Raw genomic sequence first — 25,982 nt, 5'->3', positions numbered from 1 at the left:
ATGCCCGCTTGAGCTCGCACTCAGCGGGCGTTTTTCGTTAGTGGGCCTGATCCCAGTTATCACCCACGCCGGCCTCCACCAGCAAGGGTACAGCGAGTTTCGCAGCGCCCGACATGCGCCTGATCAGTCCTTCGCGCACCGCTTCTACCGCGTCTTCTTTTACTTCGATGATCAGTTCATCGTGTACCTGCATGGTCATGCGAGCGCTGTCCGGGTATTCGGCCAGTAGCCAGCGTTCCACCTCAATCATCGCGAACTTGATAATGTCGGCAGCAGTACCTTGCATGGGCGCATTAATCGCGGTGCGCTCGGCTGCCTGCTGCAGTTGCTTGTTGCGTGCGTTGATCTCGGGCAGGTACAAGCGCCGGCCAAACAGAGTTTCCACGTAGCCGTCTTCGTGGGCCTGTTTGCGAATGTTGTCCATGTATGTCAGTACGCCGGGGTAGCGTTCGAAATAGCGGTCGATGTACTGCTGTGCCACTTTGCGCTCGACGTCCAGCTGCCGCGCCAGGCCAAACGCCGACATGCCGTAAATCAGTCCAAAGTTGATGGCTTTGGCGCTACGCCGCTGGTCGGTGTTCACTTCTTCTAGCGTGACCCCAAACACTTCTGCTGCGGTGGCTTTGTGAATGTCTTCGCCCTTGGCAAACGCGGTTAGCAAGCCTTTGTCTTTGGACAGGTGCGCCATAATGCGCAGTTCAATTTGGGAATAGTCCGCGGCCAGCAGCTTGTAGCCTTTCTCGGCGATAAACGCCTGGCGAATGCGCCGGCCCTGCTCGCTGCGAATGGGTATGTTCTGCAGGTTGGGTTCTGACGATGATAGGCGCCCGGTGGCCGTGACTGCTTGATGGTAAGACGTGTGCACGCGTCCGGTGCGATGGTGGATCAGCTCTGGCAGGGTGTCTGTGTAGGTGGATTTGAGCTTGCTCAGGCTGCGGTGTTCCAACAGCAGCCTTGGCAGTTCGTGGCTGTGGGCCAGTTCCTGCAGCACCGGTTCGGCCGTTGAGGGCGCACCCTTGGGCGTTTTTTTGAGAACGGGCAAACCCAGCTTTTCATAAAAAATAACCTGCAGCTGTTTTGGCGAGCCCAGGTTGAAGGTCTCCCCGGCGGCTTCATACGCGGCTGTTTCCAGTTCGGCCATGCGTTCAGCCAGTTCCTGGCTGTGCTGGCGCAGTGTGCTGGCGCTGATCAGCGTGCCCCTTTGCTCCATGCGCGACAGCACCGGTACCAAGGGCAAATCAATGTCTTCATACACCGACTGCAGCTTACCGGTGGCGGCTAGTTGCGGGCGCAGTGCCTGATGTAAGCGAAGGGTGATGTCGGCGTCTTCGGCGGCGTAGGGGCCGGCTTTATCAAGCTCCAGCTGGTTGAACGTCAGCTGTTTGGCACCTTTGCCTGCCAGGGATTCAAAGGTTGTGGTTTCCTCGCCCAGATAATGCAGGGCCAGGGCGTCCATATTGTGGCGTGAAGACACCGAGTTCAGCACGTAGGATTGCACCATGGTGTCTTCGGCAATGCCTTCCAGGCAGATGTCGTGGTTGGCCAGCACGTTTTTGTCGTACTTCAGATTTTGCCCGACTTTTTTATGGTCGGGGCTTTCCAGTAGAGGTTTGAGCTGGGCCAGCACCGTGTCGCGGTCCAGCTGTTCGGGCGCGCCCATGTAGTCGTGGCAAAAGGGCACGTAGGCTGCTTCAAACGGTTGTACCGCAAACGATACGCCCACAACCTCTGCAGCCATGTATTTCAGGCTGGTGGTTTCGGTGTCAAAGGCAAACAGTTCTGCGGCTTTTAAGCGCTCTATCCATTCATCCAGTTCTGCCTGGTCGGTAATAATGCTGTAGTGCTTGTCACGGGGCTGAGTGGGTTCACCAGGGCTGCTTTGATGTGCAGTGCTATTATCTGACGTGCTCTGATCAGACGTGCTTTGATCAACACCGGACTGCGCAGCAGCAGGCCCGGCGGTTTGGGGGCCTGAGTTTTCGAGTTCGTTGATCCAGCTGCGCAACTCGTATTCGCGGAACAGCTCCAGCAGTGCGCTGTTGTTCTGCTCGCGTTCCTGCAGATCTTCCAGTCCGAACGCCAGCTCTACGTCCAGTTTGATGGTGGCCAGTATCCGGCTCAAGGGCAGGGTTTCCCTGGCATCCCGCAGGTATTCCCCAACCTTGCCTTTGATGTCATCGGCATTGGCCATCAAGTTGTCGATATTCTGGTATTCCTGCAGCCATTTTACCGCGGTTTTCGGGCCGCACTTGTTCACGCCCGGTATGTTATCCACCTTGTCGCCCATCAGCGCCAGATAATCGATGATCTGCGCCGGTGTTACGCCAAACTTTTCTTCAACGCCCGCTGCGTCCATGTGGGTGTTGGTCATGGTGTTGATCAGCGTTACGTGCGCGCTTACCAGTTGTGCCATGTCTTTGTCGCCCGTTGACACCACCACATCGATGCCCTTGCTGGTGGCCTCGTGGGCCAGGGTGCCAATCACGTCATCGGCTTCCACGCCATCCACAATCAGCAACGGCAGGCCCATGTGCCTGACAATCTGGTGAATGGGTTCAATCTGTACGGCCAGGTCTTCAGGCATGGGTGGGCGGTTTGCTTTGTAATCCGCATACAGGTCGTTGCGAAAGGTTTTGCCCTTGGCATCGAACACCACCACAATTTTGGAGCCGGGGAAGTCTAGGTCTATCCGGCGTATCATGGCAATAACGCCCTTGATGGCCCCGGTTGGGTGGTTTTTGCTGGTCATCAGTGGTGGAAGTGCGTGGTAAGCGCGGAAAAGATAAGAGGAACCGTCTACAAGAACCACGGGTGGAGTGTGTTGTTCAGTCATAGCTGCCTGTGCCTGCAATCGTATTGAAGCGTGGGTTGCCTTGTGTAACTCTTATGGTAACAAGTAAGGCAATGGTAAAAAGTTCGGCAATGATAAAAAATACTGCGATTATTTCGGGTGCAAAACCAGCTTGAAAAAGCCAGCAAATCGGCAATAAGCGCATCATAAACAGATCGTCAAAAGGGTATCACGAAAATGAAAAGAATCATTTTACCACTTGTGTTGTTGGCCTGGCCGTTAGCGACCGTTGTTGCCCAGGAAACCGGTAATCTGGACGACACCATTGTAGAAACACCAAAACAGCCTGTGATCATATCGGACTATCAGCCGTCTAACGCCGGCACCCAGATTGTTATCCGCAGCGGCGAAAAAGAGGTGTATTACGAGTACCGGGTGAATGGTCAGGTGATGGAAATAAAAGTTGTGCCTCAAGTAGGGCCGGAGTACTACCTGGTGCCTGCCGACGGTGGCTGGGCCCGTGAAAGTGAATCCGGCATGCTCGTGCCAAGCTGGGTGCTGTTCCGCTGGTAGTGATGAATGCGTCGTCAACCCGGCTGGCAGAATAATTTTTGAACGATTTTTAGTTTTAGTGTGAACACTCTAACTTTTCTCCCTAATCTACACCCATAGATCGAAAACACTTTTGATCAACAAGCGCAGCACAGGAGAACTACCATGGGTGTACTTACCACTTATCAGCAACAGCTTCAGGATATGGTTAACAAGGGTATCGACGCCGCTGAAAAGCAGCAGAAGCGTTTATCTGCCAAGCCTTTTGACATGGCTGAAAAGCTGGAAGAAAGCGCTCGCACTCACAGCGTAAAATCCCTTCGTAAGAGCTATTACGGCTACAGTGAAAATGTGTTTGACCAATTGCGCGAACTGAACGGCATGGTTGGTGAATTCACCTCCCAGCTGATCTCGCGCGTTGAAAAGCAAGTAACTGAAGGCGCTGATGTCGTAGAAGAAGGCGCAGTCGATGTTGTTGCCGCAGCAGAAGACGTAAAAGCAGCTGTTGAGCCCACCAAGTCGGCACGCAAGAGCACCCCGAACAAAGCCAAAGCCGCTCCTGTAGCCGCTGCCAAGGTGGAAAAAGCTGAAGACAGCAAAGAAGTAAAAGCGAAAGAAGTTGAGCCGGCCAAAGCCAGCGATGCGAAAACTGAAGAAACGGCTTCTGCCTGATTGCGTTCAGCGGCCCATGCTCACCAAGAGCGTGGGCCGGTTGAAATCGGCGAATGCCAATAAAAAAGGAAGGCTATTTTAGTCTTCCTTCTTTTTGTCGGTTAATTGTTGCAGCCGGCGAATATCTATTTCGTAAATTTCCTGTTGGGTCTGAATGTCTTGGGTCTGGCTTTCAATTTCCTGTTCAATATCCAGAATCTGAGCTTCCAGTCGACGAATTTTCTCCAAGGCTGCCTCGGGAATTTTTCGCCCAGAGCGTTCCAGATCGGCGGCGCGACTTTGTTCGGCGTTTAACTGCCCGGAGATGACCGTAATATTGCCTTTTTTCAGGCTGATCAGCCCTTTCAGCTCACGAATTTTCCGGTTCATAGCGCTGCGCGCCTGATCTGGATGGCTGAAGCGCTTTAGCAGTTTTAGGTCCTGTTCGCGTTGCAGCTTCAGGGCGTCTTGGCGTTGTTGCTCGGCACTGCGTTCGGCCAACTCCTGTTCTGTAGGGGCGGGCGCAATAATGGTAACGACACGCCCATTGCTGTTGAGAATGTCATAGCCGCGTTGCGTTGCTTTCTGCGGAATGCTGCTGCCAATGACCACCTGGCCGTTTTCATCCGTATATCGGTACATGCCGGCGTGGGCCGAAGTAGCACTGATGCCACAGGTGCCAATCAAGCTGAGCATGAGGAGTGAAGCGGTCAGGTGTTTTGCCATTCGTCAAACTCCGTAAGATTCCCGGTAGCGCGTTACCGCATCAGCGTGTTGGCCGAAGGCGGGGTTGAGACTGATGTAGTCTAGTACCTGGTCGAGCCCGATAATGCTGACCACGGGTATAGCGAACTGCTGTTCTACTTCCTGGATGGCAGACAACTTGCCTTTGCCTTTTTCCTGGCGGTCCAGAGCGATCAGTACACCGGCGGGTTCAGCCCCCGCCTGATGGATAATCTCAATTGCTTCGCGAATAGCGGTGCCAGCGGTAATGACATCATCTATAATCAGTACCCTACCATTTAGGGGCGCACCGACGATGCTTCCGCCTTCACCGTGATCTTTCTTTTCCTTACGGTTAAAGGCAAATGGTTTATTGTTACCAGCTTCTGCTAACGCCATAGCCGTTACGGTAGCCAACGGGATGCCCTTATAGGCGGGCCCGAAAATAATGTCATAATTCAGAGCGCTGCGGTTAATGGCTGCAGCGTAGGCTTGGCTTAACTGTAGAAGATCATTACCGGTATTGAACAGGCCCGCGTTAAAAAAGTAGGGGCTGATGCGACCGGATTTGAGTGTAAATTTGCCAAAACGCAGCACATTTCGCTGTATGGCGAACTCGATGAAATTTTTCTGATAATCATGCATGGCGCGGCTTCTAGGGCTGTTGGTCTTTAAAATCTGCTTAAAATCGGTATCATACACACAAACCGAATCAGGGAATACGTATGCGGGTAGTATCAATCAGCGTCAACGGTCTTGAACAGGCTGTTGAAAAAGGGTTTTTTGACTGGATAGCAGGGCAAGATGCCGACGTTATCTGCGTTCAGGACCACCGCATGCGCGCCTACGAGGTTGAAGACCGCCAGCTGGTGCCAGAAGGCTACCAAGCCTATTTTATTGACGGCGAAAACAATGAAGATGGCGGTGTTGGAATTTACACCCGTCACTTCCCTAAAGCCATCATGTATGGCTTTGCCAATGAGCAGGCCGACCGCGAAGGTCGGTTTATTCAGGCTGACTTCGACAAGGTGTCCGTCGCCAGCGTGCTGGCGCCCTGCGCCCTTGGCTTGGAAGACGACCCGATTGGTGATGATGATCTGACCGTTCTGGATCACAAAGACGATTTCATGGACGCGTTTGCCGTACACATGCAAAAAACCCTGCGTAAACGCCGACAGTTTATTGTGTGTGCCAATTTGCAAAGTGCTCATCACGTTACCGACGCCAGTTCGCGCTATCACAAATTGGACGTATCCGGCTTTTTGCCTCACGAGCGTGCGTGGCTAGACCGCCTGTTCGACGAAATGGGCAGCATTGATGCGTTCCGTGATATTAACAAACAAAGCAATCAGTTTACCTGGTGGCCAGAGTGGGCTTCAGGTTGGCGCAAGCAGTCGGGTATTCGGGTGGATTATCAGATCGCTACGCCGGGTATTCGCAAGACCATTCAAGACGGCTGGATTGATGATGACACCCGTTTTTCTGATCATGCGCCGGTGGTGATGGATTACGACATCGAAATTGGATTTTAGGTTGACCTTGAACATCGGGGACGAATTTAAAATCCGTCCCCGATTTGGATCAAATCTCTGGGCCTCGACACCCAGGGTTTTGAGTTAGCCGTTAAGCGCTTCGTTCTGCAGCGCAAATAACGTTTCAATACCCTGTTTTGCCAGCACCAGCATGCTGTCCAGTTCTTCCTGAACGAAAGGCGCGCCTTCTGCCGTGCCCTGAATTTCGATAAAGCCGCCTTTATCCGTCATCACCACGTTCATATCGGTTTCCGCAACCGAATCTTCCGGGTAGTCCAGATCCACAACCGGTTTGCCTTTGAAAACGCCGACGGACACCGCTGCAACCATCTGTTTCAGCGGCGATTTCTTCAGGCGCTTTTGTGCCACCAGAAAGTTCAGCGCGTCTACCAGCGCTACGCAGCCACCGGTGATGGCGGCGGTGCGGGTGCCGCCGTCGGCTTGAATAACATCGCAATCGATGGTGATGGTGTGCTCGCCCAGTGCTTTCAGGTCAACCGCAGCGCGCAGGGAACGGCCAATCAGGCGCTGGATTTCAACCGTGCGGCCACCCTGTTTGCCGCGGGCTGCTTCGCGCCCCATACGGCTGTTGGTTGAGCGGGGCAGCATGCCGTATTCCGCGGTAATCCAGCCCTGGCCTTCGCCGCGCAAAAACGGCGGCACCTTGTTTTCCACCGATGCCGTACAAATCACCTTGGTGTCGCCGAACTCGATCAGCACCGAGCCTTCGGCGTGACGGGTGTAGTTACGGGTAATGCGAATGTCTCTGGGTTGTTCGGGGGTTCTGCCACTGGGTCGCATATAAAAAATTCCTGATGGGTTAATGAGCAGCGTGCCTGGGTTGCAGGCCTGCTTGTGCAAATGAATGGGCGCGCAGTATAGCACGGCCGTGCCGGCTTCCGACCCGCCAGGCCCAAGCGGTGTGGTGCCGCCACAGAATACGCTTGCTGCGGTTCGCCGCTCGGCGCTCTAGCCTGATAGACTCTATAAAAGCTTGGCTGAACAGGCCGATAAACTTATGCCGGAGCGACCATGATTCGAAGTATGACTGCCTTTGCGCGCCAGGAAACTCGTGGAGCCTGGGGTGTACTGACCTGCGAAATTCGTACCGTTAACCATCGCTACCTGGAGCCGTCATTCCGCTTGCCGGAGTGCCTGCGAGAGCTGGAAAACGATTTTCGCGAACAGCTGCGCAAACAACTGAAGCGCGGCAAGGTAGACGTGAGCCTTCGCCTGCACGCCAGCGACCAGGCCCAACACAGCTTCGCCATTAATGAGCCGCTCACCCAGGCGTTGAACGACGCGGCCAAGCGCATTAGCCGGATTCTGGACAACCCTGCCCACATCAGTGCGCTGGATATATTGCGCTGGCCAGGTGTTATGGCAACGCCCGAGCAGGATTACACCGAGGCCAAAGCCGCCGCGGCCAGTCTGTTTGAGCAAACCATAAACGAACTGATAGCCGCAAGAACACGCGAAGGCGAGCGCTTGCTGGCTATATTGGAACAGCGTCTGGTCGCCATACACGTCCAAGTGGCTGACGTGCGTGAGCGCATGCCGCAGCTGCTTCAGGCTCAGGAGCAACAGCTGCGCGAACGCTTTGAAAAAGCCAAAATAGAGCTCGACCCGGAACGTATAGCTCAGGAAATGGTGATGCTGGCGCAAAAAAGCGATGTCGCCGAAGAACTGGATCGGCTGGACGCCCACGTGGCCGAAGTTCGCGATACCCTGGCCAGTGAAGACGCCGTCGGCCGACGCCTGGATTTTTTGATGCAAGAGCTGAACCGCGAAGCCAATACCTTGAGCAGCAAAAGCATTGACGCTGGCCTGACCCGCGCCGCGGTGGACCTGAAAGTGTGGATTGAGCAGTTGCGGGAGCAGGTGCAGAACATAGAGTGATATCCTTGGGGTTTTCGCTTATCAATAAAGCGTGAAGTAAGCCTGGTGTATGACAGTGGGGAGTGAACGCATGAGTGCACCGGTTCAATTTGATGATAACTGTGGCGCAGGTGATAGCCGGGACGTTTTTGAGGCGATTGCGGCAGACTTACTGGAGAAAGGCTACAGCATTAAACCCAATGCCGTTCCAGCTCCCCTATTAGGCGGGCTTTGGCAACAGCTGCGTGGCATGCCACGCCACCAGTTTGATCCCGCCGGTGTAGGGCGCCAGCAAGCTCACACAGTCAACAGCTTTATCCGCAGCGACGCCATAAGCTGGATAGAGCGCGACACGGCTGCGGGCGAGGATTGGCTGAACTGGGCCGCCGAGTTGCAGCAGTATCTTAATCGCCGCTTATTTCTCGGCTTATTTTCCTTTGAAAGTCATTTTTCGCACTACGCGCCGGGTGATTTCTATAAAAAGCATCTGGATGCTTTCAACGGGCAATCAAACCGGGTGTTGTCGGTGGTGCTGTATCTGAACCCGGACTGGGTGCCGGGCGATGGCGGCGAGTTGGCCCTTTATCACAGCGATCAGAGCCATAATGGTGAACGGAGCCAGAGCATGCTCAAAGTGACCCCCAGCATGGGCACTCTGGTGGCCTTCCTTAGCGAAGAATTTCCCCACGAAGTCCTCCCTACCAAGCGCGACCGCTACGCCATAGCCGGCTGGTTTCGGGTGAACACCACCAGCACGAAGTGGGCAGCCCCGCCGGATTAGAACTTCATTGGTTTGCTCTTTAACCGGTTTTTCCCCGATTACGATTACGCCGGCAGCGTTCCGAGCAATGCACTACCTGTTCCCAGCAGTTTTGCCACTTTTTACGCCAGTCGAAGGGGCGCCCGCAGGTGGGGCAGGTTTTTTGCGGCAAAGGTTGTTTGGCGGCCATTAGCGTCTTCTTTGATGGAAGTTGTTACTGCCGGGGGCATTCACGTGGCGTTGTAATACGCGCTCGGCTTCCTGTTTTACGTCCGGCCGGCTGCGCCAAGCCCACAAACGATCCCTGGCAGCAGCAGCTGCCGGCGCGAGTTCGAACAGCGGTGCTGGGTAGTGGTCACCAATGTGCAGGCCGAACATCTGTTCTTCCATCGGCGTCAGTAACCAAGGCTTATGCAATAGAGTGTCTGGCAGCTCTGCTAGCTCCGGCACCCATTGGCGAATAAACGTGCCCTGTGGGTCTTGTTCTTGCGACTGCAGTACCGGGTTATAAATCCGAATGGTGTTAATGCCTGTGACCCCGGCCTGCATTTGAAACTGCGAATAATGAATACCCGGTTCGTAATCCAGAAACAGCCGCGCCAGGTGATGTACGCCCCGCTGCCAGTCGATATTCAGTAAATGGCACAGAAAACTCACCAGCATGGCGCGCATGCGAAAGTTGATGTAGCCGGTAGCGTGCAGGCAGCGCATACAGGCATCTACCAGCGGGTAGCCGGTGCGGCCTTCTTGCCAGGCTGCCAGGTCGGCGTTTACGCCATCGTCTGTGCGGTAGGGGTAAGCCAGATAACCGCGATTCACTGGCCGCTGTTCCATGGCGCATTCACTTTCAAATTTCTGAATGAAATGGCAGTGCCAGTGCAGGCGCGAAGCAAAAGCTCGCAGTGACCGGTCCCAGCCCGGGTTTTGTCGGTTGGCGCGGTATTTCTGATAGGCCTGGCGTAGGCTGAGATTGCCAAAGGCCAAATAAGGTGAAAGCCGCGAACAATGGGTGCGGCTTGCGATGGGGCTAGATACAGAGCCACTGTAAAACCGGCCCCGAGCGTTGAAAAAGCTATCCATCCACTGGTTTGCGGCGAGCTCTCCGCCCGTTTGGAACTGCGAATCGGGGTGCTGCCATTCGTTGGGCGGTTGCCAGTCGGGCAGAGCTGTTGGGCGTATAACGCGAAGTTGCTGCAGATCAACGTTTTGCTGCGGTGCGCCTATTACCTGCTGCCAGTGACGGTCCCAGCCATCGCGATTAAACGACCCCCGAATCACCGCGTTGGTGGCAAATTCCTGCCAGTGTACGTCCTGCTGCTGGCACCAGTGTGTTACTTTTTGGTCGCGTTCAAAGGTGCTGGCATCGCCGGTTTCTTCATGGCTGAACAGCGTGTAAATGCGGTGGTGCTGTTGCAGTTGCTCCAAGGTTTCAATGCATTCGCCGTGCACCAGCGTAACGCTAGCCTCACAACCAGCACGTGTGAGCTGGTTGTTCATAGCGCTGATCGACTCAATGATAAAGCGCCAATGGCGCTTGCTAAAGTGGGGGTTCTGCCTCTGTGAGGGCTCCACCACATACAGCAGAATAATAGGTAATCGGGCCTTGCAGGCAGCAGACAGGGGAGCGTGATCCGTCAGCCTGAGATCGCGTTTAAACCACACTACATTAACGAACGATTGCTCTGGGTGCATGGCGCCTTGCCACTATTGTGAGTCTGTTTCGGTTCTTGTGTGCGATACGAATCGAATCGGGCTCCCGATCTGTTTCTGCATAACGCCGTCTCCACGGTCAACATCGCGCACCAGGCCACGAGCCATAATCTGTGGGTGATTTGCCGCCTCTGCAATGCTTAATACGGGTTCCACGCAGGCGTCCTGGGTCTGGAAAAGCGCTTGCCAGTGGGCCAGTGTGTGTTCGGAAATCTTGGCTTTGAGCGCCTCTTTCAGAAAGTGCTGATCTTCGGCTTTCGAGCTTTGTGCCAGCGCGGCCAGTTCGGGCAGTTCCAGGGTGTCGAGCAGACGTTTTGAAAACTGGGGCTCCAGGCTGCCAATCGATAGCCAGCGGTTGTCGCTGGTTTGGTAGTAATCATAGAAGCTACCACCGTTAAGCAGCGTCTGTTCCGGCATCTGGTCAGTGCCACCGGCGATGGCCGCGGCGCCGGCCATGGCATTCAGTGCAAACGCCGCATCGGTCATGCTGATATCAATAAATACGCCCTGTCCGGTTTGCTGGCGCTGAATAACCGCCGCTAGTATGCCCATCACGGCGTGGTGGGAGCCGCCTGCGATATCAGCAATTTGAATGCCCATGGGCGGCGGCCCGCCGGCTTTGCGGCCGCAATGGCTGGCAATCCCCGACAGCGAAAGGTAATTGATGTCGTGGCCCGCGCGATTCCTGTAAGGCCCTGTTTGGCCGTAGCCGGTAATGGCGCAATAAATAAGACCGGGGTTAATGGCACGCAAGGTTTCATAATCGAGCCCGAAGCGGTTCATTACTCCGGGCCGGAACTGTTCCACCACAATGTCGTAATCCGCCACCAGTGTTTTTACCAAAGCCTGTGCAGACGGATCTTTCAGGTTGAGTACTAATGATTTTTTGCCACGGTTTAGCAGGGAATACCCGGTGGCCAGATCGCCGTCGAAGGGCGGCATGGTGCGAACCAAGTCAACGCGATCAGGGGCTTGAATTGTTAGTACCTCTGCGCCGAGATCAGCAAGCACCATGGTGGCGAAGGGCCCGGGTAGCAGTGTACTGAAGTCCAGAACTTTCAGAGAGTTGAGTGGCTTTGTCATCGTGTGCCTATCCTGTGCAGATTTTTTTGTGGCAGGAAAAACGCCAGTTCAGGTCTTTGCTCCAGCGGGCTTCAGCGACCGCAGGCCGTGTATATCATATCCAGTTCGGGCAGCAGGGTTTCCTCAAAGTGACGGCAAGGTGAGTCAATTGCGCCAATAGTAGCAGTTGGCAAGCGCTGGGGTGCGGTGCCAGGCCAAACGCCGTATAATTTCTTGTTTAACGGTTCTGCCTACAGGCCGCCATTACAGATTGGGGAGTTATTTGCATGAGTCATGCCGGAGAGCAGGGCACCCTGTTTATTATTTCTGCCCCCTCCGGGGCCGGTAAAACCAGCCTTGTGGCGCAAATGCTGAAGCACGATGAGAAGCTTGGGGTGTCGGTATCACACGCTACCCGAGCGATGCGCAGCGGTGAGCAGGATGGCGTGAACTATCATTTTGTCAGCCGCAGCGAATTCGAGCTTATGATTGGCTGCGGCGATTTCCTGGAACACGCAAACGTGTTCGGCAACTACTACGGTACGTCGCAGGTATGGGTGCGCCAGACTCTAGCGGCGGGCCGTGACGTCGTGCTGGAAATTGACTGGCAGGGAGCCCAACAGGTTCGGCGTTTGCAACCCGATTGTGTGAGTGTGTTTATTGTGCCGCCGTCTGCCGAAACACTGCGGGAGCGCCTGATTGGCCGTGGTACCGACAGCGCAGACGTGGTTGAGCGGCGTTTGGCGGAGGCTGAAGATGAGTGTAGCCACGCCGTCGAGTTTGATTATCTGGTTGTTAATGACGATTTCGACCATGCCCTGGCGGATTTGCTGGCCATTGTTCGCGGCCAGCGTTTGCGTATGAACGTGCAACAGCAGCGCCATGCTGCGCTTTTGGTTGGGCTTTGCAATCATCGCGGGCTGCACGGGTAAGGGCTTTTACGGTATACAAATTGGTTGCCTGGCAGTACACTGGCTGGTCTGCAAAATCAGTCATTTTATTTGTCGGGGAAATCATGGCACGAGTTACCGTTGAAGATTGTCTTGAACACGTTGATAACCGCTTTCAGCTGGTGATGCTGGCTACCAAACGCGCGCGCCAGATTGCCACCAAAGGTGCGGAGCCCATGGTACCGCCAGAAAACGACAAGCCGACTGTTATCGCGCTGCGTGAAATCGCTGCGGGTTTGGTCAGCCGTTCGTTGCTGACTGAAGACTTGGACGATTAGTAATAAGGCATTGAAATCTGTCCACACGGTTTTATAGTGTCACTATAGCAGCGTGCTTTAAGGACTATGGAAGGACCCGAATGCATGCATTCGGGTTTTTTTGTTTCCGGGGTTAATAAATAGGTGAGGGCGCGGTGTCATCAGAAGCAGCGGTAGACATGTTAACCAGAGAGCTAAGCAGCTATCTGGACACCAATCGCATCAATCAGGTGCGCCGAGCGTATTATTTTGCGGAACAGGCCCACGAAGGGCAAATGCGCAAGAGTGGTGACCGCTACATAACCCATCCCTTGGCCGTCGCCCGCATTCTTGCTGAAATGCGGCTGGACCATCAAAGCCTGATGGCCGCCATGCTGCACGATGTGATTGAAGACACCGGCATACCCAAAGATGCGCTCGCTGACCAGTTCGGTGAGGATGTCGCCGAGCTGGTAGATGGCGTCAGTAAGCTGACCCAGATTGAATTTCGCACCCGCGCCGAGGCCCAAGCCGAAAATTTCCAGAAAATGACGCTTGCCATGGCCCGCGATATTCGCGTGATTCTGGTAAAGCTGGCGGACCGCCTGCACAACATGCGCACCTTGGGCCCTATGCCCTATGAAAAGCGTAAACGCATCGCGACTGAAACACTGGACATTTACGCACCCATCGCTAATCGTTTGGGCATGCATAGCATTTCGACGGAGCTGGAAGACCTCGGGTTCTCGACGATGTATCCCATGCGTTCGAAATTCATTTCCAAAGCGGTGACCAAGCTGCGCGGCAGCCATCGGGAAATCATTGATGAAATTCGTGGCCGTCTGCACGAAAAGCTGGAAGAGCGGGGCATGCCCGGCCGGATTTTAGGGCGCGAAAAACACTTGAACAGCATTTATAACAAGATGAAGTTCAAGCAGAAATCATTTCATGAAATCATGGATGTATACGCGTTCCGCATCATTACCGACAATGAAGACGATTGTTATCGAATCTTGGGTGCCGTGCACAGTTTGTACAAGCCCATGCCCGGGCGTTTCAAAGACTATATTGCCATGCCCAAGGTGAACGGCTATCAGTCGCTGCACACCACTTTGTTTGGTATGCACGTGAATATCGAAGTTCAGATTCGCACGGAAGAAATGGAGCACATTGCCAACAACGGTATTGCCGCCCATTGGCTGTACAAGAATGAGCCGTCTAACGGCACCAGCGTGAACCAGACCCGGGTAGACCGCTGGGTGAAGGGTTTGATGGAAATGCGCGAGCGCGCTGATGATTCGCTGGAGTTTATTGAAAGCGTTAAAGAAGACCTGTTCCCTGACGAAATTTACGTGTTTACGCCCCGCGGTAAAATCATGGAACTGCCGGGCGGTGCTACGCCGGTGGATTTTGCTTATGCCATCCATACCGATATTGGCAACGCTACCGTGGCCTGCCGTATCAACCGCAATCTGGGCTCACTAAGCCAACCTTTGCAAAGTGGCCAGACGGTGGAAATTATCACCGCGCCCGGCGCCAGACCGAACCCCGCCTGGCTCAACTTTGTGGTAACCGGCAAGGCCCGAGGCAGTATTCGCCATGTGGTGAAAAGTGATAAGCATGCGGAATCTATTGAACTGGGCCATACGTTACTTAAGCGTTCCCTAAAAGGTTTCAGTACGCGTCTTGGTGATATCACTGACGCGCAGAAGCAGCGGGTTGTGGCTCACAATCAGGTCAACAGCTTTGAGGATCTGGTGAGCGAAATTGGCCTGGGCAACCGTATGGCGTTTCTGGTGGCACGCCAGTTGGTGGTGGGCGCGCCGGAGACAGAAGGTGATGCCCCGGCGGCTGCAGCGCTTCAGGAAAGCGGGCGCCAGGGCCCGGTGACCATTTGCGGCTCAGACGGCCTGCTGCTGAAATTTGCCAGTTGCTGCAAACCCATTCCTGGTGACCCGATTGTGGGCATCATGGATTCGGGTAACGGCATGGTGATTCACTCAGATACCTGCTCACACTTGCCAGATGACCAGCAGGGCCGCGCCATGCTGACCGATCTGAAATGGGCCAAGGACATTACCGATCAATTTTCGGTGGAATTGCGGGTGGAAATGGAGCGTCAGCGTGGCATTATTGCGGAAATGGCCAGCGCAGTAGCAATGGCCGACGGCAATATTGAACGCATTAACGTGGAAGATCAAAATGCTCGTTTTGGCGTTGTCAGCCTGGTGGTACACGTGACCGGCCGCCACCACCTGGCGCGGGTAATGCGACGGGTACGCAATATTCGGGCGGTTACCCACATCAGCCGGGTTCGCTACTAAAGGCCCATGGGTCTCTGCTATCGTAGGTTTGTCAGATTTAACACCTGGCGTTATGGCGGGTGAGGATTTTTATTTATTAACAACAGGGATATAAATAACCATGACCAACAAATCGATTATTGAAACCGAAAATGCACCGCAAGCAATCGGGCCTTATTCTCAGGCCGTAAAGGCCGGTGACACCGTGTACATTTCTGGTCAGATTCCGCTGGTGCCAGAAACCATGGAGCTGGTACAGGGCGATTTTGCGGCAAACACCCGTCAGGTATTCGAGAACCTGAAAGCAGTTTGTGTGGCATCCGGCGGCTCATTGCAGGATATCGTCAAGCTGAACATTTATATGATCGATCTGGCCAATTTCGCGGTTGTGAACGAAATTATGGCCACTTACTTCCAAAAGCCTTACCCGGCCCGCGCAGCGATGGCCGTTGCTGCGCTGCCAAAAGACGTACCCATCGAAATGGAAGCGGTGATGGTGCTGACCTAAGCGCCTTTGCGCTGATTAATCAGCTCACGGTATCCGGCGCGAAAGTCCGGATACCGAAATTCAAAGCCGGTTTTCAACAGACGCCGGTTACTGCACAGTTTGCTTCCTACCCGGCCACCACCGCGAGCGTCCTCGGCCGGCTTTTCGCAATCGGTATGTTGGCGAACCCATTGCACCACTTGATCCAGCCGAACCGGCTCGCAGTCGCTGGCCAGATAGCAGGATTGCAGAGTGTCACCTTCCGCCGCCATGTTGCTTAAATGCACGATAGCCCGAACAGCGTCTTGTTCGTGAATTCGGTTACTGTAATGTGAGTGGGTCGGCGGATTCAGTCGCCCATCGATCACCGCTTGAAGAAAACTCTGGCGCGACGGGCCATAAATGCCGCTGAACCGGACCACTGTGGCGGGAATACGGCTAGCCAAAGCCGTTTGCTCTCCCAGCAACACCTGCTGGCCGCTGAACCCGCTCGGCTGCGTAGGGCTTTCCTCATCCACCCAGCCGTTATCGTCTTGCCCGTAAACCCCGGTGCTGCTAATAAAGAACAACCGGCTTGGCGCCTGCCCCTGTAATTCAACCAGCAGGTTCTCCAGGGCGGTCACATAAGCCGCGTGGTAGCCCTGTTCGTTATAATCGGAGGGCGTCAGGCAATAAATAACCTGGTCCAGCCGTGATGGAAGTGTGTTTTTCAGGGTCGCGGGCTGGGTCAAATCCGCGGCTACCGGCGTGATACCTTGGGGTAGTTGAGCCGTTCTGCGGCGAAGACCAAACACTTCGGCCCCGGATTGCAGCAGCAGGGTGGCAATGGCGCCCCCCAGGTTGCCGCACCCGGCCAGCAAAATTCGTTGGTTTTTCAGGCTTTCAGCGATTGCCATAGACAATATCAATCCTTATGCTTTGAACCATAGATAAAGTCGACACTGAACGCTGTTCAGCACCGGAGCCCGCCATGACTCTTACCGAGTTACGATACGTTGTTACGCTCGCCCGTGAAAGGCATTTTGGCCGCGCCGCGGAGCGCTGTCACGTTAGTCAGCCGACCCTCAGTGTGGCGGTACGAAAACTTGAAGAAGAGTTGGGTATCCCATTGTTTGAACGCAGTAAAAGCAACATTCGGGTCACCGAAAGCGGGCTGCGCATTGTTGAGCAGGCGCAGCGAGTGCTGGACCAGGTGGGTGTGATTAAAGATATGGCCCAGGATGGCAAGAACCAGCTTAGCTCTCCGCTAAAGGTCGGTGCCATTTACACCATAGGCCCCTACCTTTTTCCGCATTTACTGCCGGAGCTGCGGCGCGCTGCGCCAGACATGTCGTTGTATATTGAAGAAAATTACACCGCGAGTCTGCGCCAGAAACTGCGCCATTCAGAACTGGACGCCATCATTGTGGCGTTGCCGTTTGAGGAAGCCGAAGTGGTTACCCTGCCGCTTTATGACGAACCCTTTGTGGTACTGCTGCCGGCAGATCATCCGCTGACCGCCTGCGATGAAATTACCGCGGAACAGCTGGCGCAAGAGCAGCTCCTGCTGTTGGGGCCGGGGCACTGCTTCCGCGACCAGGTGCTGGAGTCCTTCCCGCCTTTGGTTGCGACCGTTACCCGGCGCAGCGAAGGCAATGGCCCCACGCTGGTGACCGAGGGCAGCTCGTTGGAAACTATTCGCCACATGGTAGCCTCGGGCTTGGGTGTGACCGTTGTGCCGCTGTCAGCGGCCACCGGCATGCACTATCACGAAGGTGTGCTGGCGGTACGGCCATTTGCTGCGCCCGTGCCCTTTCGGACGGTAGCTTTGGCTTGGCGGGTCACTTTCCCGCGGCCCAAAGCCATTGACGTGCTGTCGCTGGCGGCGAGCCAGTGCCGGGTTGTGGCAAAGGCCAGTGCCGCCAAGCCAGCAGCGGCTAAGGGCTAGGCCGGCCATGATGGCACTGGACGATATACCGGTCACCCAGCTTAAGGGCGTGGGCAACGCGCTCGCAGAAAAGTTGGGCAAGCTGGGTATCGCTTCGCTTCAGGATTTGCTGTTTCACCTGCCCCACCGTTATGAAGATCGCACCCGCATCACCGCCATGGGCAGCCTGCGCATTGGCGACGTGGCGGTGGTGGAAGGTGAGGTCATGAAAACCGATATTGTGATGGGCAGGCGTCGTAGCTTGCAGATCACCCTCAAAGACCACAGCGGCTTTGTCAGCCTGCGCTTTTTCCATTTTAACGCGGCCCAGAAAAACCAGCTTGCCGAAGGCACCCTGGTGCGCTGTTTTGGTGAAGTGCGGGCGGGCCGTTCCGGCTACGAGCTGTATCACCCCGAATACCAGACCAATCCGACGCCTATGGCGGATGAAGGCAGCGCCACATTAACGCCGGTATACCCACTTACCGAGGGTATTCAGCAGCCCCGGGTGCGGGCTTTGTGCCAGCAGGCGGTAGCGTATTTGAAGCGTTACCCCATTTACGATTGGCTGCCGCCCTGGGTATTGGTGGACTATCAGTTACCGGCCATCACCGCCGCGGTAGAACTGGTGCATTCACCACCCGCTAGCGCTTCGGTGGCGCAATTGCTGGAAGGGCGCCATCCAGCCCAACAGCGGTTGGTAATGGAAGAACTGCTGGCGCACCAGCTAAGTCTGTTACAAGTGCGCGAACAGATTCAGACGCGCCAGGCGTTGCCGTTGCTGCCGCAGGGCGATTTAAGCGAGCGCTTTTTAGAGTCTTTGCCATTTCGCCTAACCGGCGCTCAACGCCAGGTGCTTCAGGAAATCCGCCAGGACCTTACCCAGCCCCTACCCATGCTGCGTTTGGTGCAAGGCGATGTAGGCTCCGGCAAAACCGTGGTCGCAGCGCTGGCGGCCTTGCAGGCCGTTTCGGCGGGCACTCAAGTGGCCTTGATGGCGCCCACTGAAATTCTGGCGGAGCAGCACTATCAGAATTTTTGCGCTTGGTTTGCGCCCTTGGGTATCCAGCTCACCTGGCTGTCGGGCAAAGTGAAAGGCAAGGCGCGCCAGCAAGCCCTGGAGGCGGTTTCAAGCGGTGCCGCCAGTATTGCTATTGGCACCCATGCGCTGTTTCAGAACGATGTGGCATTCGATCGTCTGGCGTTGGTGATTATTGACGAGCAGCACCGCTTTGGCGTTCATCAGCGTCTGGCATTGCGGGAAAAAGGCGCCGCCGGCACGCTGGCGCCCCACCAGCTGATTATGACTGCCACGCCGATTCCGCGTACATTGGCTATGAGTGCCTACGCCGACCTGGACACATCAGTCATCGACGAGCTGCCTCCGGGGCGCAAACCCATCGAAACCATTGTTGTGCCCGACGGTCGCCGTGATGATGTGGTAGAGCGGGTACGCAATGCCTGTCAGGCCGGGCGGCAGGCGTACTGGGTGTGCACACTGATCGAAGAATCCGAGGTGTTACAGTGTCAGGCGGCAGAAGTAAGTGCGACCGAGCTCGCCGAGCGCCTGCCAAACCTGCGCATTGGATTGGTTCACGGGCGATTGAAAAGTAAGGAAAAAGCCGAGGTTATGGCGGAATTTAAGGGCGGTGCGTTAGACCTTTTAGTGGCCACCACCGTAATAGAGGTGGGGGTGGATGTGCCCAACGCGTCGCTGATCATTATTGAAAATCCTGAACGTCTGGGTCTGGCCCAGTTGCACCAGTTGCGGGGCCGTGTAGGGCGTGGCGAACAGGCCAGTTACTGCGTGCTGATGTACCACCCACCGCTATCGCTGAACGGTAAAACGCGGCTGCAGGCCTTGCGCGACAGTCAGGACGGTTTTGTGATTGCGGAAAAAGACCTTGAAATCCGGGGTCCCGGTGAGGTTTTGGGTACTCGCCAGACTGGCATGATGCAGTTCAGGCTGGCTGATTTCGAGCGCGACCAGCACTGGATTGAAGTGGTTCGTGAATTAGCGCCGCGACTTATGGGCAATAAAGCCGCGGTGCAGGGCCTGTTGCGGCGCTGGTTGGGTGAAAAAACCCGCTACGGTGAAGTTTAAATCTCATCTGCATTTGATGAAGGGCAACGTTGTTATCCCCAGGTGGGCTGCTGTGATAACGGAAGAATGATCAACACGAGGTTATGTCCAATGGAAGTTCCGGCCACGGTTCGCCAGGCTCTTGGCGAATGCGCAACCAGCGTTGCATTGCGGGATGTCGATAAAGCCGACCCGGATCAACTGCTGCGAATGGTGTTGCTTAGCGACGGCTGCCACAAGCTTCAGGTAATTTACCGCAGCTGTGACTTGCTGGACCTTGAAACGCTGAACACACAGCTGGGCCACAGTTACGCACTGCTGCCGGCTGCCGAACAGCAAAGGCTGTGCGACCGGCTGGGATTGGCTGAGCTGCCTGCGCTGCCGGCTCTGACTGGCTGGCGTACGGTTATCGATTCGGCGGTAGATGCGGGCTCTGCAGTGGCCCTGGTCCTGCAAGATCCTCACTTGGCCATGGTTATGCCCGCTAATGATTTTATAAATCTGTGCGGTGAGGCCGATCGCCTGGGCTGCGCAGTTGCTGTCGCGCCCCTGGCCGAGGCTGTAGCAGACCACGGAAATGATCGTGATCAGGTTCATTTTGCCATCAAGCGCTTTACCAGTTTGCGGATACGTCAACGCCTGGAAGACACGCTGGAGCTACCGCCGCTGCCGGAAACGGCCCGCCGTATCATTCGCCTGCGCACAGATCCCAATTCTGTAATGGCTGATCTGGTCGACATTGTGGAGAGCGATCCCAGCCTTGCAGCGCAAGTCATCAGCTGGGCATCGTCGTCGTTTTACGCGGCTCCCGGCCGGGTAAACTCGGTGCACGATGCTATATCCCGTGTGTTGGGATTTGATATGGTGATGAACCTGGCAATGGGGCTATCGCTAGGTCGGGTGCTGCGCACACCGGCACACGGCATTCGCGGCTATCTGGATTACTGGCAGCAGGCTACTTGGCTGGCTCACGGTGCCGGGCTGCTTGCCAGCCTGATAACCGGCGCTGAGCGCCCTGTTTTCGGTTTGGCTTACCTGGCTGGCTTGCTGCACAATTTCGGCACTCTGGTGCTGGCTCATTTATTCCCGCCCCATTTCAGCCTGCTTTGCCGCGCGCAGGAGGTCAATCCGGGCCTGGACTCGTCCATCGTCGAGCGCCACTTGCTGGGTATTACCGGCGGGCAGATTGCAGCGCAACTGATGGAAAACTGGAGCATGCCGGCGGAGGTAACCAGTGCCATTCGTCAGCACAAAAATTCTGCCGCTGCGGGCGAGCACCAAGTTTATAGCCAGGTGCTCTGGCTGGCACGGCAGCTGCTGATTGAACGCGGTGTGGAACTGGGAGTAGGTGAGCCGATTCCCCCCGGAATATACCGACAGTTAGGACTGGACGCGAAGCGGGTAAGCGAGCGTTTCGATCAGCTGGTTGCCAATCGCGATAGCGTGCTGGAGATGGTCGGCATGTTAACGCCTTGACGCCCTACTAGTTCACACCCTCGCTGAATACATGCACCCGAATGGCAGTGGCTGCGCGGCGAATTTCGTCGGCGTGACCCTGTTCAATGGCATAACGTTCTTTGTCCATCTTATTGACAAACCTCGGCTCAGTTGCCAGCCGGGCCTGATGGGTAGGCATGTGTTGTAGCTTGTCGTGCACCTGCTGAAAAACGGCAAACGGCGATTTTTGCAGAAGCGCTGGCTCCACATGATCCAGCAGGCCTTTGATGCGCAAGCAGGCCTCAGAATACTCAACCTGATTCGCCTCTACCGCCTGAGCCAAGATGCGGATACTTTCAATCATCGATTCCCGCCGCTTGCGCGCGAACTCGCTCGCCTTTTCGCTACGTCGCTGATCAGCGCTTAATGCATTGCGTTGGCGGTATATAAACAGCGCCAGAAGGACAATAGCGCCCAAGCCAAATGCAATTAACAGCCATTCTTGCCAGCTTTCCATGAAATGCTCCGTGTTGACGATACGTTTTCGCGCTTTGGAGATGCTTTGAGATTTGACGAGTATACGGGTGGTGGGCCTTGCTGGACTTGAACCAGCGACCAATCGATTATGAGTCGATTGCTCTAACCAACTGAGCTAAAGGCCCGTAACGCGGGGTATTCCAATGCTTTTGCTTACGAAGTCCAAACAAAAGCGAGCGCCATTATAACGATGAGAGCAGGCGCTCGCCAGTGCTGTGACGCTTAAGTGTTGCCTTGATCGTCAATAAAGCCGCGCAAATGGTCTGAACGCGATGGATGACGCAGTTTGCGCAGGGCTTTGGCCTCAATTTGGCGGATCCGCTCGCGGGTTACGTCAAATTGTTTGCCGACTTCTTCCAATGTATGGTCGGTGTTCATTTCGATGCCAAAGCGCATGCGCAATACTTTTGATTCGCGGGCGGTTAAGCCGGCCAACACCGAGCGGGTGGCTTCGCGGAGGCCTTCGGCTGTGGCAGAATCTACCGGCGACAAGGCTTGAATGTCTTCAATGAAATCGCCCAGATGGCTGTCTTCGTCGTCGCCAATCGGGGTTTCCATGGAGATCGGCTCTTTGGCGATTTTCAGCACTTTGCGAATCTTGTCTTCCGGCATTTCCATGCGCTCGCCCAGCTCTTCCGGCGTGGGCTCGCGGCCCATTTCCTGCAACATCTGGCGCGAAATTCGGTTCAGCTTGTTAATGGTTTCAATCATGTGCACCGGAATACGGATGGTGCGGGCCTGATCCGCGATGGAGCGGGTAATGGCCTGACGAATCCACCAGGTAGCGTAGGTTGAGAACTTGTAGCCACGGCGATATTCAAATTTGTCGACCGCTTTCATAAGGCCGATGTTGCCTTCCTGAATCAGATCGAGAAATTGAAGACCGCGGTTGGTGTATTTTTTGGCAATGGAAATCACCAGACGCAGGTTCGCCTCTACCATTTCTTTCTTGGCGCGGCGGGCCTTGGCTTCGCCAATGGACACCCGGCGGTTGATTTCTTTGATGTCGACAACGTCTAAATTTACATCCAGCTGTACGTTTTTGATGCGCTTTTGTAAGCGCACGATTTCGTCCAGGCGCTCGGAAATCGCAGAAGCATAGGGCTTCTTGCTGCGAGCAATTTTTTCAGCCCAGTCTAAGTTGATCTCGTTGCCGGGAAACGATTTGATAAATTCTTTACGATCCATCTTACTTTCGCGAATGCAGATGCGCATGATGGTGCGCTCATTCTGACGGATCATGTCGTTGGTGGAACGAACAACGTTCACCAGTCCATCAAACGCTTTGTTGCCTAACTTGAAAGGGGCAAACACCGCGCCCAGCTCGTTCAGGGCTTTTTGGGTGCGCTTGTCGCTGCGGCCGTGCTGTTCCAAGAGCTCATTGGCGACTGTCAGTTTTTCTTTTAGCAGGTCAAAGCGCAGGCGGGTCTCTTCGGGATCTGGACCGCTCTCGGTTTCTTCTTCTTCGGCATCATCCGCATCGTCTTCGCTGTCTGCTTCTTCGGTGCTGGCAGAGGGTGCCGGGGCAGGCTCTTCCGGCATGAACGGTTCGGCGTCGTCAGGATCAAGGAATCCAGCAACAATATCGCTCAACCGGCCTTCATTCTCGACAATGCGATCGTAGCCTTGGATTACGGTACCGGTGGTGCCGGGGAAGTGGGCAACCGCAGCCATCACGTCGCGAATGCCTTCTTCGATACGCTTGGCGATAACAATTTCGCCTTCGCGGGTCAGTAGTTCAACGGTACCCATCTCGCGCATGTACATTCGCACCGGGTCGGTGGTGCGCCCGGCGTCGGATTCTACTGCGGCCAGAGCCGCTGCAGCTTCGGCAGTCGCTGCTTCATCGGCGGTTGAATCACCATCAGTCATAATCAACGTATCAGCGTCTGGTGCAACTTCAGATACCTGAATGCCCATATCGTTGATCATGCGAATGATGTCTTCGACTTGGTCCGGGTCAGCGATGTCTTCCGGAAGGTGATCGTTCACCTCGGCGTAAGTCAGGTAACCTTGTTCCTTGCCTCGCGCGATGAGGTCTTTTAAACGTGATTTTTGCGAATTGCCCGACATAGACACCCTGTAAGCCCGCTAAAGTAAATAAATATTAAGCAACCAGTATAGCTGCCGACCTAATGCTCTGCCACCGAATGGTTAGATGGTGACCAGTGCTTAAATTTTCAAGTCCCGTTGTTCTTTGTGCCATTGCCTAATGTACGTAATTCAATGCGCTCTTCAGGACTCAGATTGGGCAAATTGCGCACCAATTCGACAAACCTTTGTTGCCGCGATGCCTCCTCGGTTGGGCTGAGAAGCTCCCGTGCCGCTTCCAGTGTGTGCTCGCGTGCGGGTATATGCTCAATGCCGTCAAACAAATGAAAAAAACGGTCTCTGGCTTGAACGTCTGTCGCTAAAGCGCTAATTAGTGCCGGTTGATTGGCAAGTTTGCTTCCTAGGATCCAGTTGGCGAAGGCCGCTGCCTGAATAAATTGCCGTGAGCCACGAGCGGCTTCGGCCACTTCTGCGGCCAGATCTGGCGCTTCTGTCAAGGCCAGACACAGCAAGCTGTCTTTGCTCAGTTTTACGTCAATCCGCTGTTCTTGTATTCGTTCCCGCTGCCAGCCTTTGTTGCCACCCCGTTCCTGCCAAGGTTTTTTCTGCCATTGGTCGCGGCCGCTGCAGAGGCGCAGCATTTCATGCCACATGGCGTCGCGCAGCGTGCACTTGGGCATTTTGTTGAGCATGGGCTCGGCCCGAGCGCGCAACTCTCCGCGGTGTTCGGGCAACTTTAAGTCCAAGCCATCGCTCTGGCGATCGAACAGATAGCGTGACAGCGGTATAGCCGCTTCAATCCGTCTACTAAAGGCTTCGGCACCTTCTTTGCGAATCAGGGTGTCCGGGTCTTCGCCTTGGGGTAGCATCAGAAATTGCAGATGCAGACCGTCGGCCATTAGTTCCAGTGCGTTTTCCAGTGCGCGATCTGCCGCGCGAAAACCCGCTGTGTCGCCATCAAAACAAAACACAATGTGGCGTACCTGGCGCATTAAGGCGCTCAGATTGTCATGATTGGTGGCGGTGCCCAGCGTTGCCACGGCAAACTGAATGCCGTGCTGGGCCAAAGCGATGACGTCCATGTAGCCTTCTACAACCAGCAACTTGTCCAGCTGCTTCAAGTTCTGCCGCGCTTCATACAAGCCGTATATTTCACGGCTCTTATGAAAGACATCAGACTCCGGCGAGTTGATGTATTTGGCTTTGTCGTCACCCAGAGTACGCCCGCCAAAGGCGATGGTTTTGCCGCGGGTGTTGCGGATTGGAAACATCACCCGGTTGCGAAACAGATCTCTGGGCCGGCCATATTGGTCGGATACCGTTTTGGTTTCCAGCAGCGGTTCTTTAAAGCTGGTGCCCGCAGCGTCGCATAATGCTGTGCCGCCGGCGGGGGCAAATCCTAGCTGATATTGCTGGATAATGGCCTGATCCAGCCCGCGCTGCTGCAGGTAGTCGCGGGCAAAAGCACCGGCTTCGCTGCTTAGCGCCTGCTGATAAAAACGGCTGGCGAAATCCAGAGCCTCTGTCAGCGTGCGAGTTTGCTGCATTTCCTGCTTGGCCGCCTGATCGTAGGGCACTTCCATGCCGGCTCTGCGCGCCAGATCTTCAACTGCTTCGGTAAAACCCAGGCCTTCGAATTCCTTTAAAAAACTGATCGCGTCGCCGTGTGCGCCGCATCCGAAGCAGTGGTAAAAACCTTTGTCTGGCCGCACATTGAACGACGGTGTTTTTTCATCGTGAAACGGGCAGCAAGCTTTGTAATTCGCACCGGCTTTCTTCAAGGTAACGCGAGAGCCAATCAGCTCGGCCAGATCGATCCGGTCTAGCAGATCTTCAACAAACCGTTGCGGGATCAGTCCGCTCATTCGGGCTCCGAGTGTGGCCTTAGGCGGGGCCGTAATAGCAGGATGGCCAATAGCCAAAAATGCCGCCGAAGCCAGGCCTCGGCGGCATTTTTAAATCGCTTTGAGCGGCCTGTAGCCGTTCAGGCGATTAATTTTGCAGTCAAGCAGCGTTGCTAAAACCTAGTACAAACGCTCAAACTTGCGCTGTTCACGCTGAAGCTTCTTGAGGTGACGCTTAACGGCAGCAGCAGCTTTACGCTTACGAACAGAAGTCGGCTTCTCGTAGTGCTCACGACGACGCACTTCGGAAAGGACGCCTGCTTTTTCGCAGGAACGCTTGAAGCGACGTAGGGCTACGTCAAACGGCTCATTCTCTTTCAGTTTAACAGCTGGCATTCGAAAATCACCTACCTGGGTATATTCGGTTCTATGGGTTCCGCTGGGCTTGCCCTGAGCGGTTCTAACACTGGCAGGAATGATTAAAACTC

25 protein-coding genes and 1 tRNA gene are annotated in these 25,982 nt (G+C 55.1%); 12 read left to right on the top strand and 14 right to left on the bottom strand.

The annotated features are described in order from the left end of the window. Window positions 1-37: 37 nt before the first annotated feature. Entirely contained in the window at window positions 38-2,833 is a 2,796-nt protein-coding gene (polA, locus tag MIH18_RS09475; RefSeq protein ID WP_249014393.1) for a DNA polymerase I, read from the bottom strand. Further along, entirely contained in the window at window positions 2,826-2,999 is a 174-nt protein-coding gene (locus MIH18_RS09470; protein ID WP_249007513.1) for a hypothetical protein, read from the bottom strand. The genes polA and MIH18_RS09470 overlap by 8 nt, the downstream gene beginning before the upstream one ends. Before the next feature lie 29 nt (window positions 3,000-3,028). Between MIH18_RS09470 and MIH18_RS09465 the strand changes: the two genes are divergently transcribed. After that, window positions 3,029-3,364 carry a DUF2782 domain-containing protein gene (locus MIH18_RS09465; protein WP_249007514.1) on the top strand — a complete coding sequence of 112 codons (336 nt, stop codon included), beginning with the start codon at window positions 3,029-3,031 and terminating at the stop codon, window positions 3,362-3,364. Window positions 3,365-3,508: 144 nt separating this feature from the next. Next, a complete protein-coding gene (locus tag MIH18_RS09460; RefSeq protein WP_249014392.1) occupies window positions 3,509-4,015 on the top strand; it encodes a hypothetical protein in 507 nt (168 codons plus the stop codon). 78 nt (window positions 4,016-4,093) lie between these two features. Here MIH18_RS09460 and MIH18_RS09455 read toward each other — a convergent pair whose 3' ends face one another. After that, complete coding sequence (locus MIH18_RS09455; protein ID WP_249014391.1) at window positions 4,094-4,720, bottom strand: DUF4124 domain-containing protein; 627 nt, start codon at window positions 4,718-4,720, stop codon at window positions 4,094-4,096. Between the two features lie 3 nt (window positions 4,721-4,723). Next, on the bottom strand, window positions 4,724-5,362 hold the full coding sequence (pyrE, locus tag MIH18_RS09450) for an orotate phosphoribosyltransferase (RefSeq protein WP_249014390.1): 639 nt from the start codon (window positions 5,360-5,362) through the stop codon (window positions 4,724-4,726). A gap of 80 nt (window positions 5,363-5,442) precedes the next feature. Here pyrE and MIH18_RS09445 point away from each other — a divergent pair, with 80 nt between their 5' ends. Then, entirely contained in the window at window positions 5,443-6,249 is an 807-nt protein-coding gene (locus MIH18_RS09445) for an exodeoxyribonuclease III (protein WP_098419704.1), read from the top strand. Window positions 6,250-6,333: 84 nt separating this feature from the next. On the opposite strand, the gene rph is transcribed toward MIH18_RS09445, so the two are convergent. Next, a complete protein-coding gene (rph, locus tag MIH18_RS09440) occupies window positions 6,334-7,050 on the bottom strand; it encodes a ribonuclease PH (RefSeq protein ID WP_249014389.1) in 717 nt (238 codons plus the stop codon). A 231-nt stretch (window positions 7,051-7,281) separates the two neighbouring features. Here rph and MIH18_RS09435 point away from each other — a divergent pair, with 231 nt between their 5' ends. Together MIH18_RS09435 and MIH18_RS09430 are read left to right on the top strand one after the other, a co-directional pair. After that, a complete protein-coding gene (locus MIH18_RS09435) occupies window positions 7,282-8,148 on the top strand; it encodes a YicC/YloC family endoribonuclease (protein ID WP_249014388.1) in 867 nt (288 codons plus the stop codon). A 70-nt stretch (window positions 8,149-8,218) separates the two neighbouring features. After that, window positions 8,219-8,908 carry a 2OG-Fe(II) oxygenase gene (locus MIH18_RS09430; RefSeq protein WP_249014387.1) on the top strand — a complete coding sequence of 230 codons (690 nt, stop codon included), beginning with the start codon at window positions 8,219-8,221 and terminating at the stop codon, window positions 8,906-8,908. Window positions 8,909-8,927: 19 nt separating this feature from the next. Here MIH18_RS09430 and MIH18_RS09425 read toward each other — a convergent pair whose 3' ends face one another. The 3 genes from MIH18_RS09425 to MIH18_RS09415 are packed head-to-tail and all read right to left on the bottom strand — an operon-like array spanning window position 8,928 to window position 11,680. Further along, window positions 8,928-9,077, bottom strand: coding sequence for a DUF2256 domain-containing protein (locus tag MIH18_RS09425; RefSeq protein ID WP_249007521.1), 150 nt, complete (start codon window positions 9,075-9,077; stop codon window positions 8,928-8,930). Continuing rightward, window positions 9,077-10,579: a deoxyribodipyrimidine photo-lyase gene (locus tag MIH18_RS09420; protein WP_249014386.1), complete on the bottom strand. Its 1,503-nt coding sequence runs from the start codon at window positions 10,577-10,579 to the stop codon at window positions 9,077-9,079. The genes MIH18_RS09425 and MIH18_RS09420 overlap by 1 nt, the downstream gene beginning before the upstream one ends. A 12-nt stretch (window positions 10,580-10,591) precedes the next feature. Beyond that, window positions 10,592-11,680, bottom strand: coding sequence for a CaiB/BaiF CoA-transferase family protein (locus MIH18_RS09415; RefSeq protein WP_249014385.1), 1,089 nt, complete (start codon window positions 11,678-11,680; stop codon window positions 10,592-10,594). Between the two features lie 266 nt (window positions 11,681-11,946). Here MIH18_RS09415 and gmk point away from each other — a divergent pair, with 266 nt between their 5' ends. The 4 genes from gmk (at window position 11,947) to MIH18_RS09395 (ending at window position 15,656) form a co-directional block, all read left to right on the top strand. Further along, window positions 11,947-12,591, top strand: coding sequence for a guanylate kinase (gene gmk, locus MIH18_RS09410; protein ID WP_249014384.1), 645 nt, complete (start codon window positions 11,947-11,949; stop codon window positions 12,589-12,591). 83 nt (window positions 12,592-12,674) lie between these two features. Continuing rightward, window positions 12,675-12,887, top strand: a complete 213-nt coding sequence (rpoZ, locus tag MIH18_RS09405; RefSeq protein WP_026223933.1) for a DNA-directed RNA polymerase subunit omega — start codon at window positions 12,675-12,677, stop codon at window positions 12,885-12,887. Window positions 12,888-13,045: 158 nt separating this feature from the next. Beyond that, a complete protein-coding gene (locus tag MIH18_RS09400) occupies window positions 13,046-15,169 on the top strand; it encodes a RelA/SpoT family protein (protein WP_249007525.1) in 2,124 nt (707 codons plus the stop codon). A 100-nt stretch (window positions 15,170-15,269) separates the two neighbouring features. Continuing rightward, window positions 15,270-15,656, top strand: coding sequence for a RidA family protein (locus MIH18_RS09395; RefSeq protein ID WP_018402560.1), 387 nt, complete (start codon window positions 15,270-15,272; stop codon window positions 15,654-15,656). Here the strand turns inward: MIH18_RS09395 and MIH18_RS09390 are convergent. Beyond that, window positions 15,653-16,531: an NAD-dependent epimerase/dehydratase family protein gene (locus tag MIH18_RS09390; RefSeq protein WP_249007526.1), complete on the bottom strand. Its 879-nt coding sequence runs from the start codon at window positions 16,529-16,531 to the stop codon at window positions 15,653-15,655. The two genes, MIH18_RS09395 and MIH18_RS09390, sit on opposite strands and share 4 nt — an antisense overlap. 74 nt (window positions 16,532-16,605) lie before the next feature. On the opposite strand from MIH18_RS09390, the gene MIH18_RS09385 reads away from it, so the two are divergent. The 3 genes from MIH18_RS09385 (at window position 16,606) to MIH18_RS09375 (ending at window position 21,100) form a co-directional block, all read left to right on the top strand. Beyond that, a complete protein-coding gene (locus MIH18_RS09385) occupies window positions 16,606-17,562 on the top strand; it encodes a hydrogen peroxide-inducible genes activator (protein WP_249007527.1) in 957 nt (318 codons plus the stop codon). A 7-nt stretch (window positions 17,563-17,569) separates the two neighbouring features. Further along, window positions 17,570-19,645, top strand: a complete 2,076-nt coding sequence (recG, locus tag MIH18_RS09380) for an ATP-dependent DNA helicase RecG (RefSeq protein WP_249014383.1) — start codon at window positions 17,570-17,572, stop codon at window positions 19,643-19,645. Window positions 19,646-19,735: 90 nt separating this feature from the next. Continuing rightward, entirely contained in the window at window positions 19,736-21,100 is a 1,365-nt protein-coding gene (locus tag MIH18_RS09375) for an HDOD domain-containing protein (RefSeq protein WP_249014382.1), read from the top strand. Window positions 21,101-21,107: 7 nt separating this feature from the next. On the opposite strand, the gene MIH18_RS09370 is transcribed toward MIH18_RS09375, so the two are convergent. The 5 genes from MIH18_RS09370 to rpsU all read right to left on the bottom strand — a co-directional run bounded on the left by MIH18_RS09370 (window position 21,108) and on the right by rpsU (window position 25,890). Further along, complete coding sequence (locus tag MIH18_RS09370; RefSeq protein ID WP_249014381.1) at window positions 21,108-21,578, bottom strand: DUF2489 domain-containing protein; 471 nt, start codon at window positions 21,576-21,578, stop codon at window positions 21,108-21,110. 68 nt (window positions 21,579-21,646) lie between these two features. After that, window positions 21,647-21,723 (bottom strand) — tRNA-Ile (locus MIH18_RS09365). Window positions 21,724-21,820: 97 nt separating this feature from the next. Beyond that, window positions 21,821-23,671 (bottom strand): RNA polymerase sigma factor RpoD, encoded by a 1,851-nt coding sequence (gene rpoD / locus MIH18_RS09360; RefSeq protein ID WP_249014380.1) that lies wholly within the window; start codon window positions 23,669-23,671, stop codon window positions 21,821-21,823. A gap of 107 nt (window positions 23,672-23,778) precedes the next feature. Beyond that, window positions 23,779-25,515, bottom strand: coding sequence for a DNA primase (gene dnaG / locus MIH18_RS09355; protein WP_249014379.1), 1,737 nt, complete (start codon window positions 25,513-25,515; stop codon window positions 23,779-23,781). A 159-nt stretch (window positions 25,516-25,674) separates the two neighbouring features. Next, window positions 25,675-25,890: a 30S ribosomal protein S21 gene (gene rpsU, locus MIH18_RS09350; RefSeq protein WP_007350211.1), complete on the bottom strand. Its 216-nt coding sequence runs from the start codon at window positions 25,888-25,890 to the stop codon at window positions 25,675-25,677. Window positions 25,891-25,982: the final 92 nt, after the last annotated feature.

Origin of the sequence: Marinobacter sp. M3C (assembly GCF_023311895.1) — a bacterium.
Lineage (GTDB): Bacteria > Pseudomonadota > Gammaproteobacteria > Pseudomonadales > Oleiphilaceae > Marinobacter.
The sequence above is the reverse complement of the archived record's forward strand: the minus strand, read 5'-3'. Positions and strand labels throughout refer to the sequence as shown.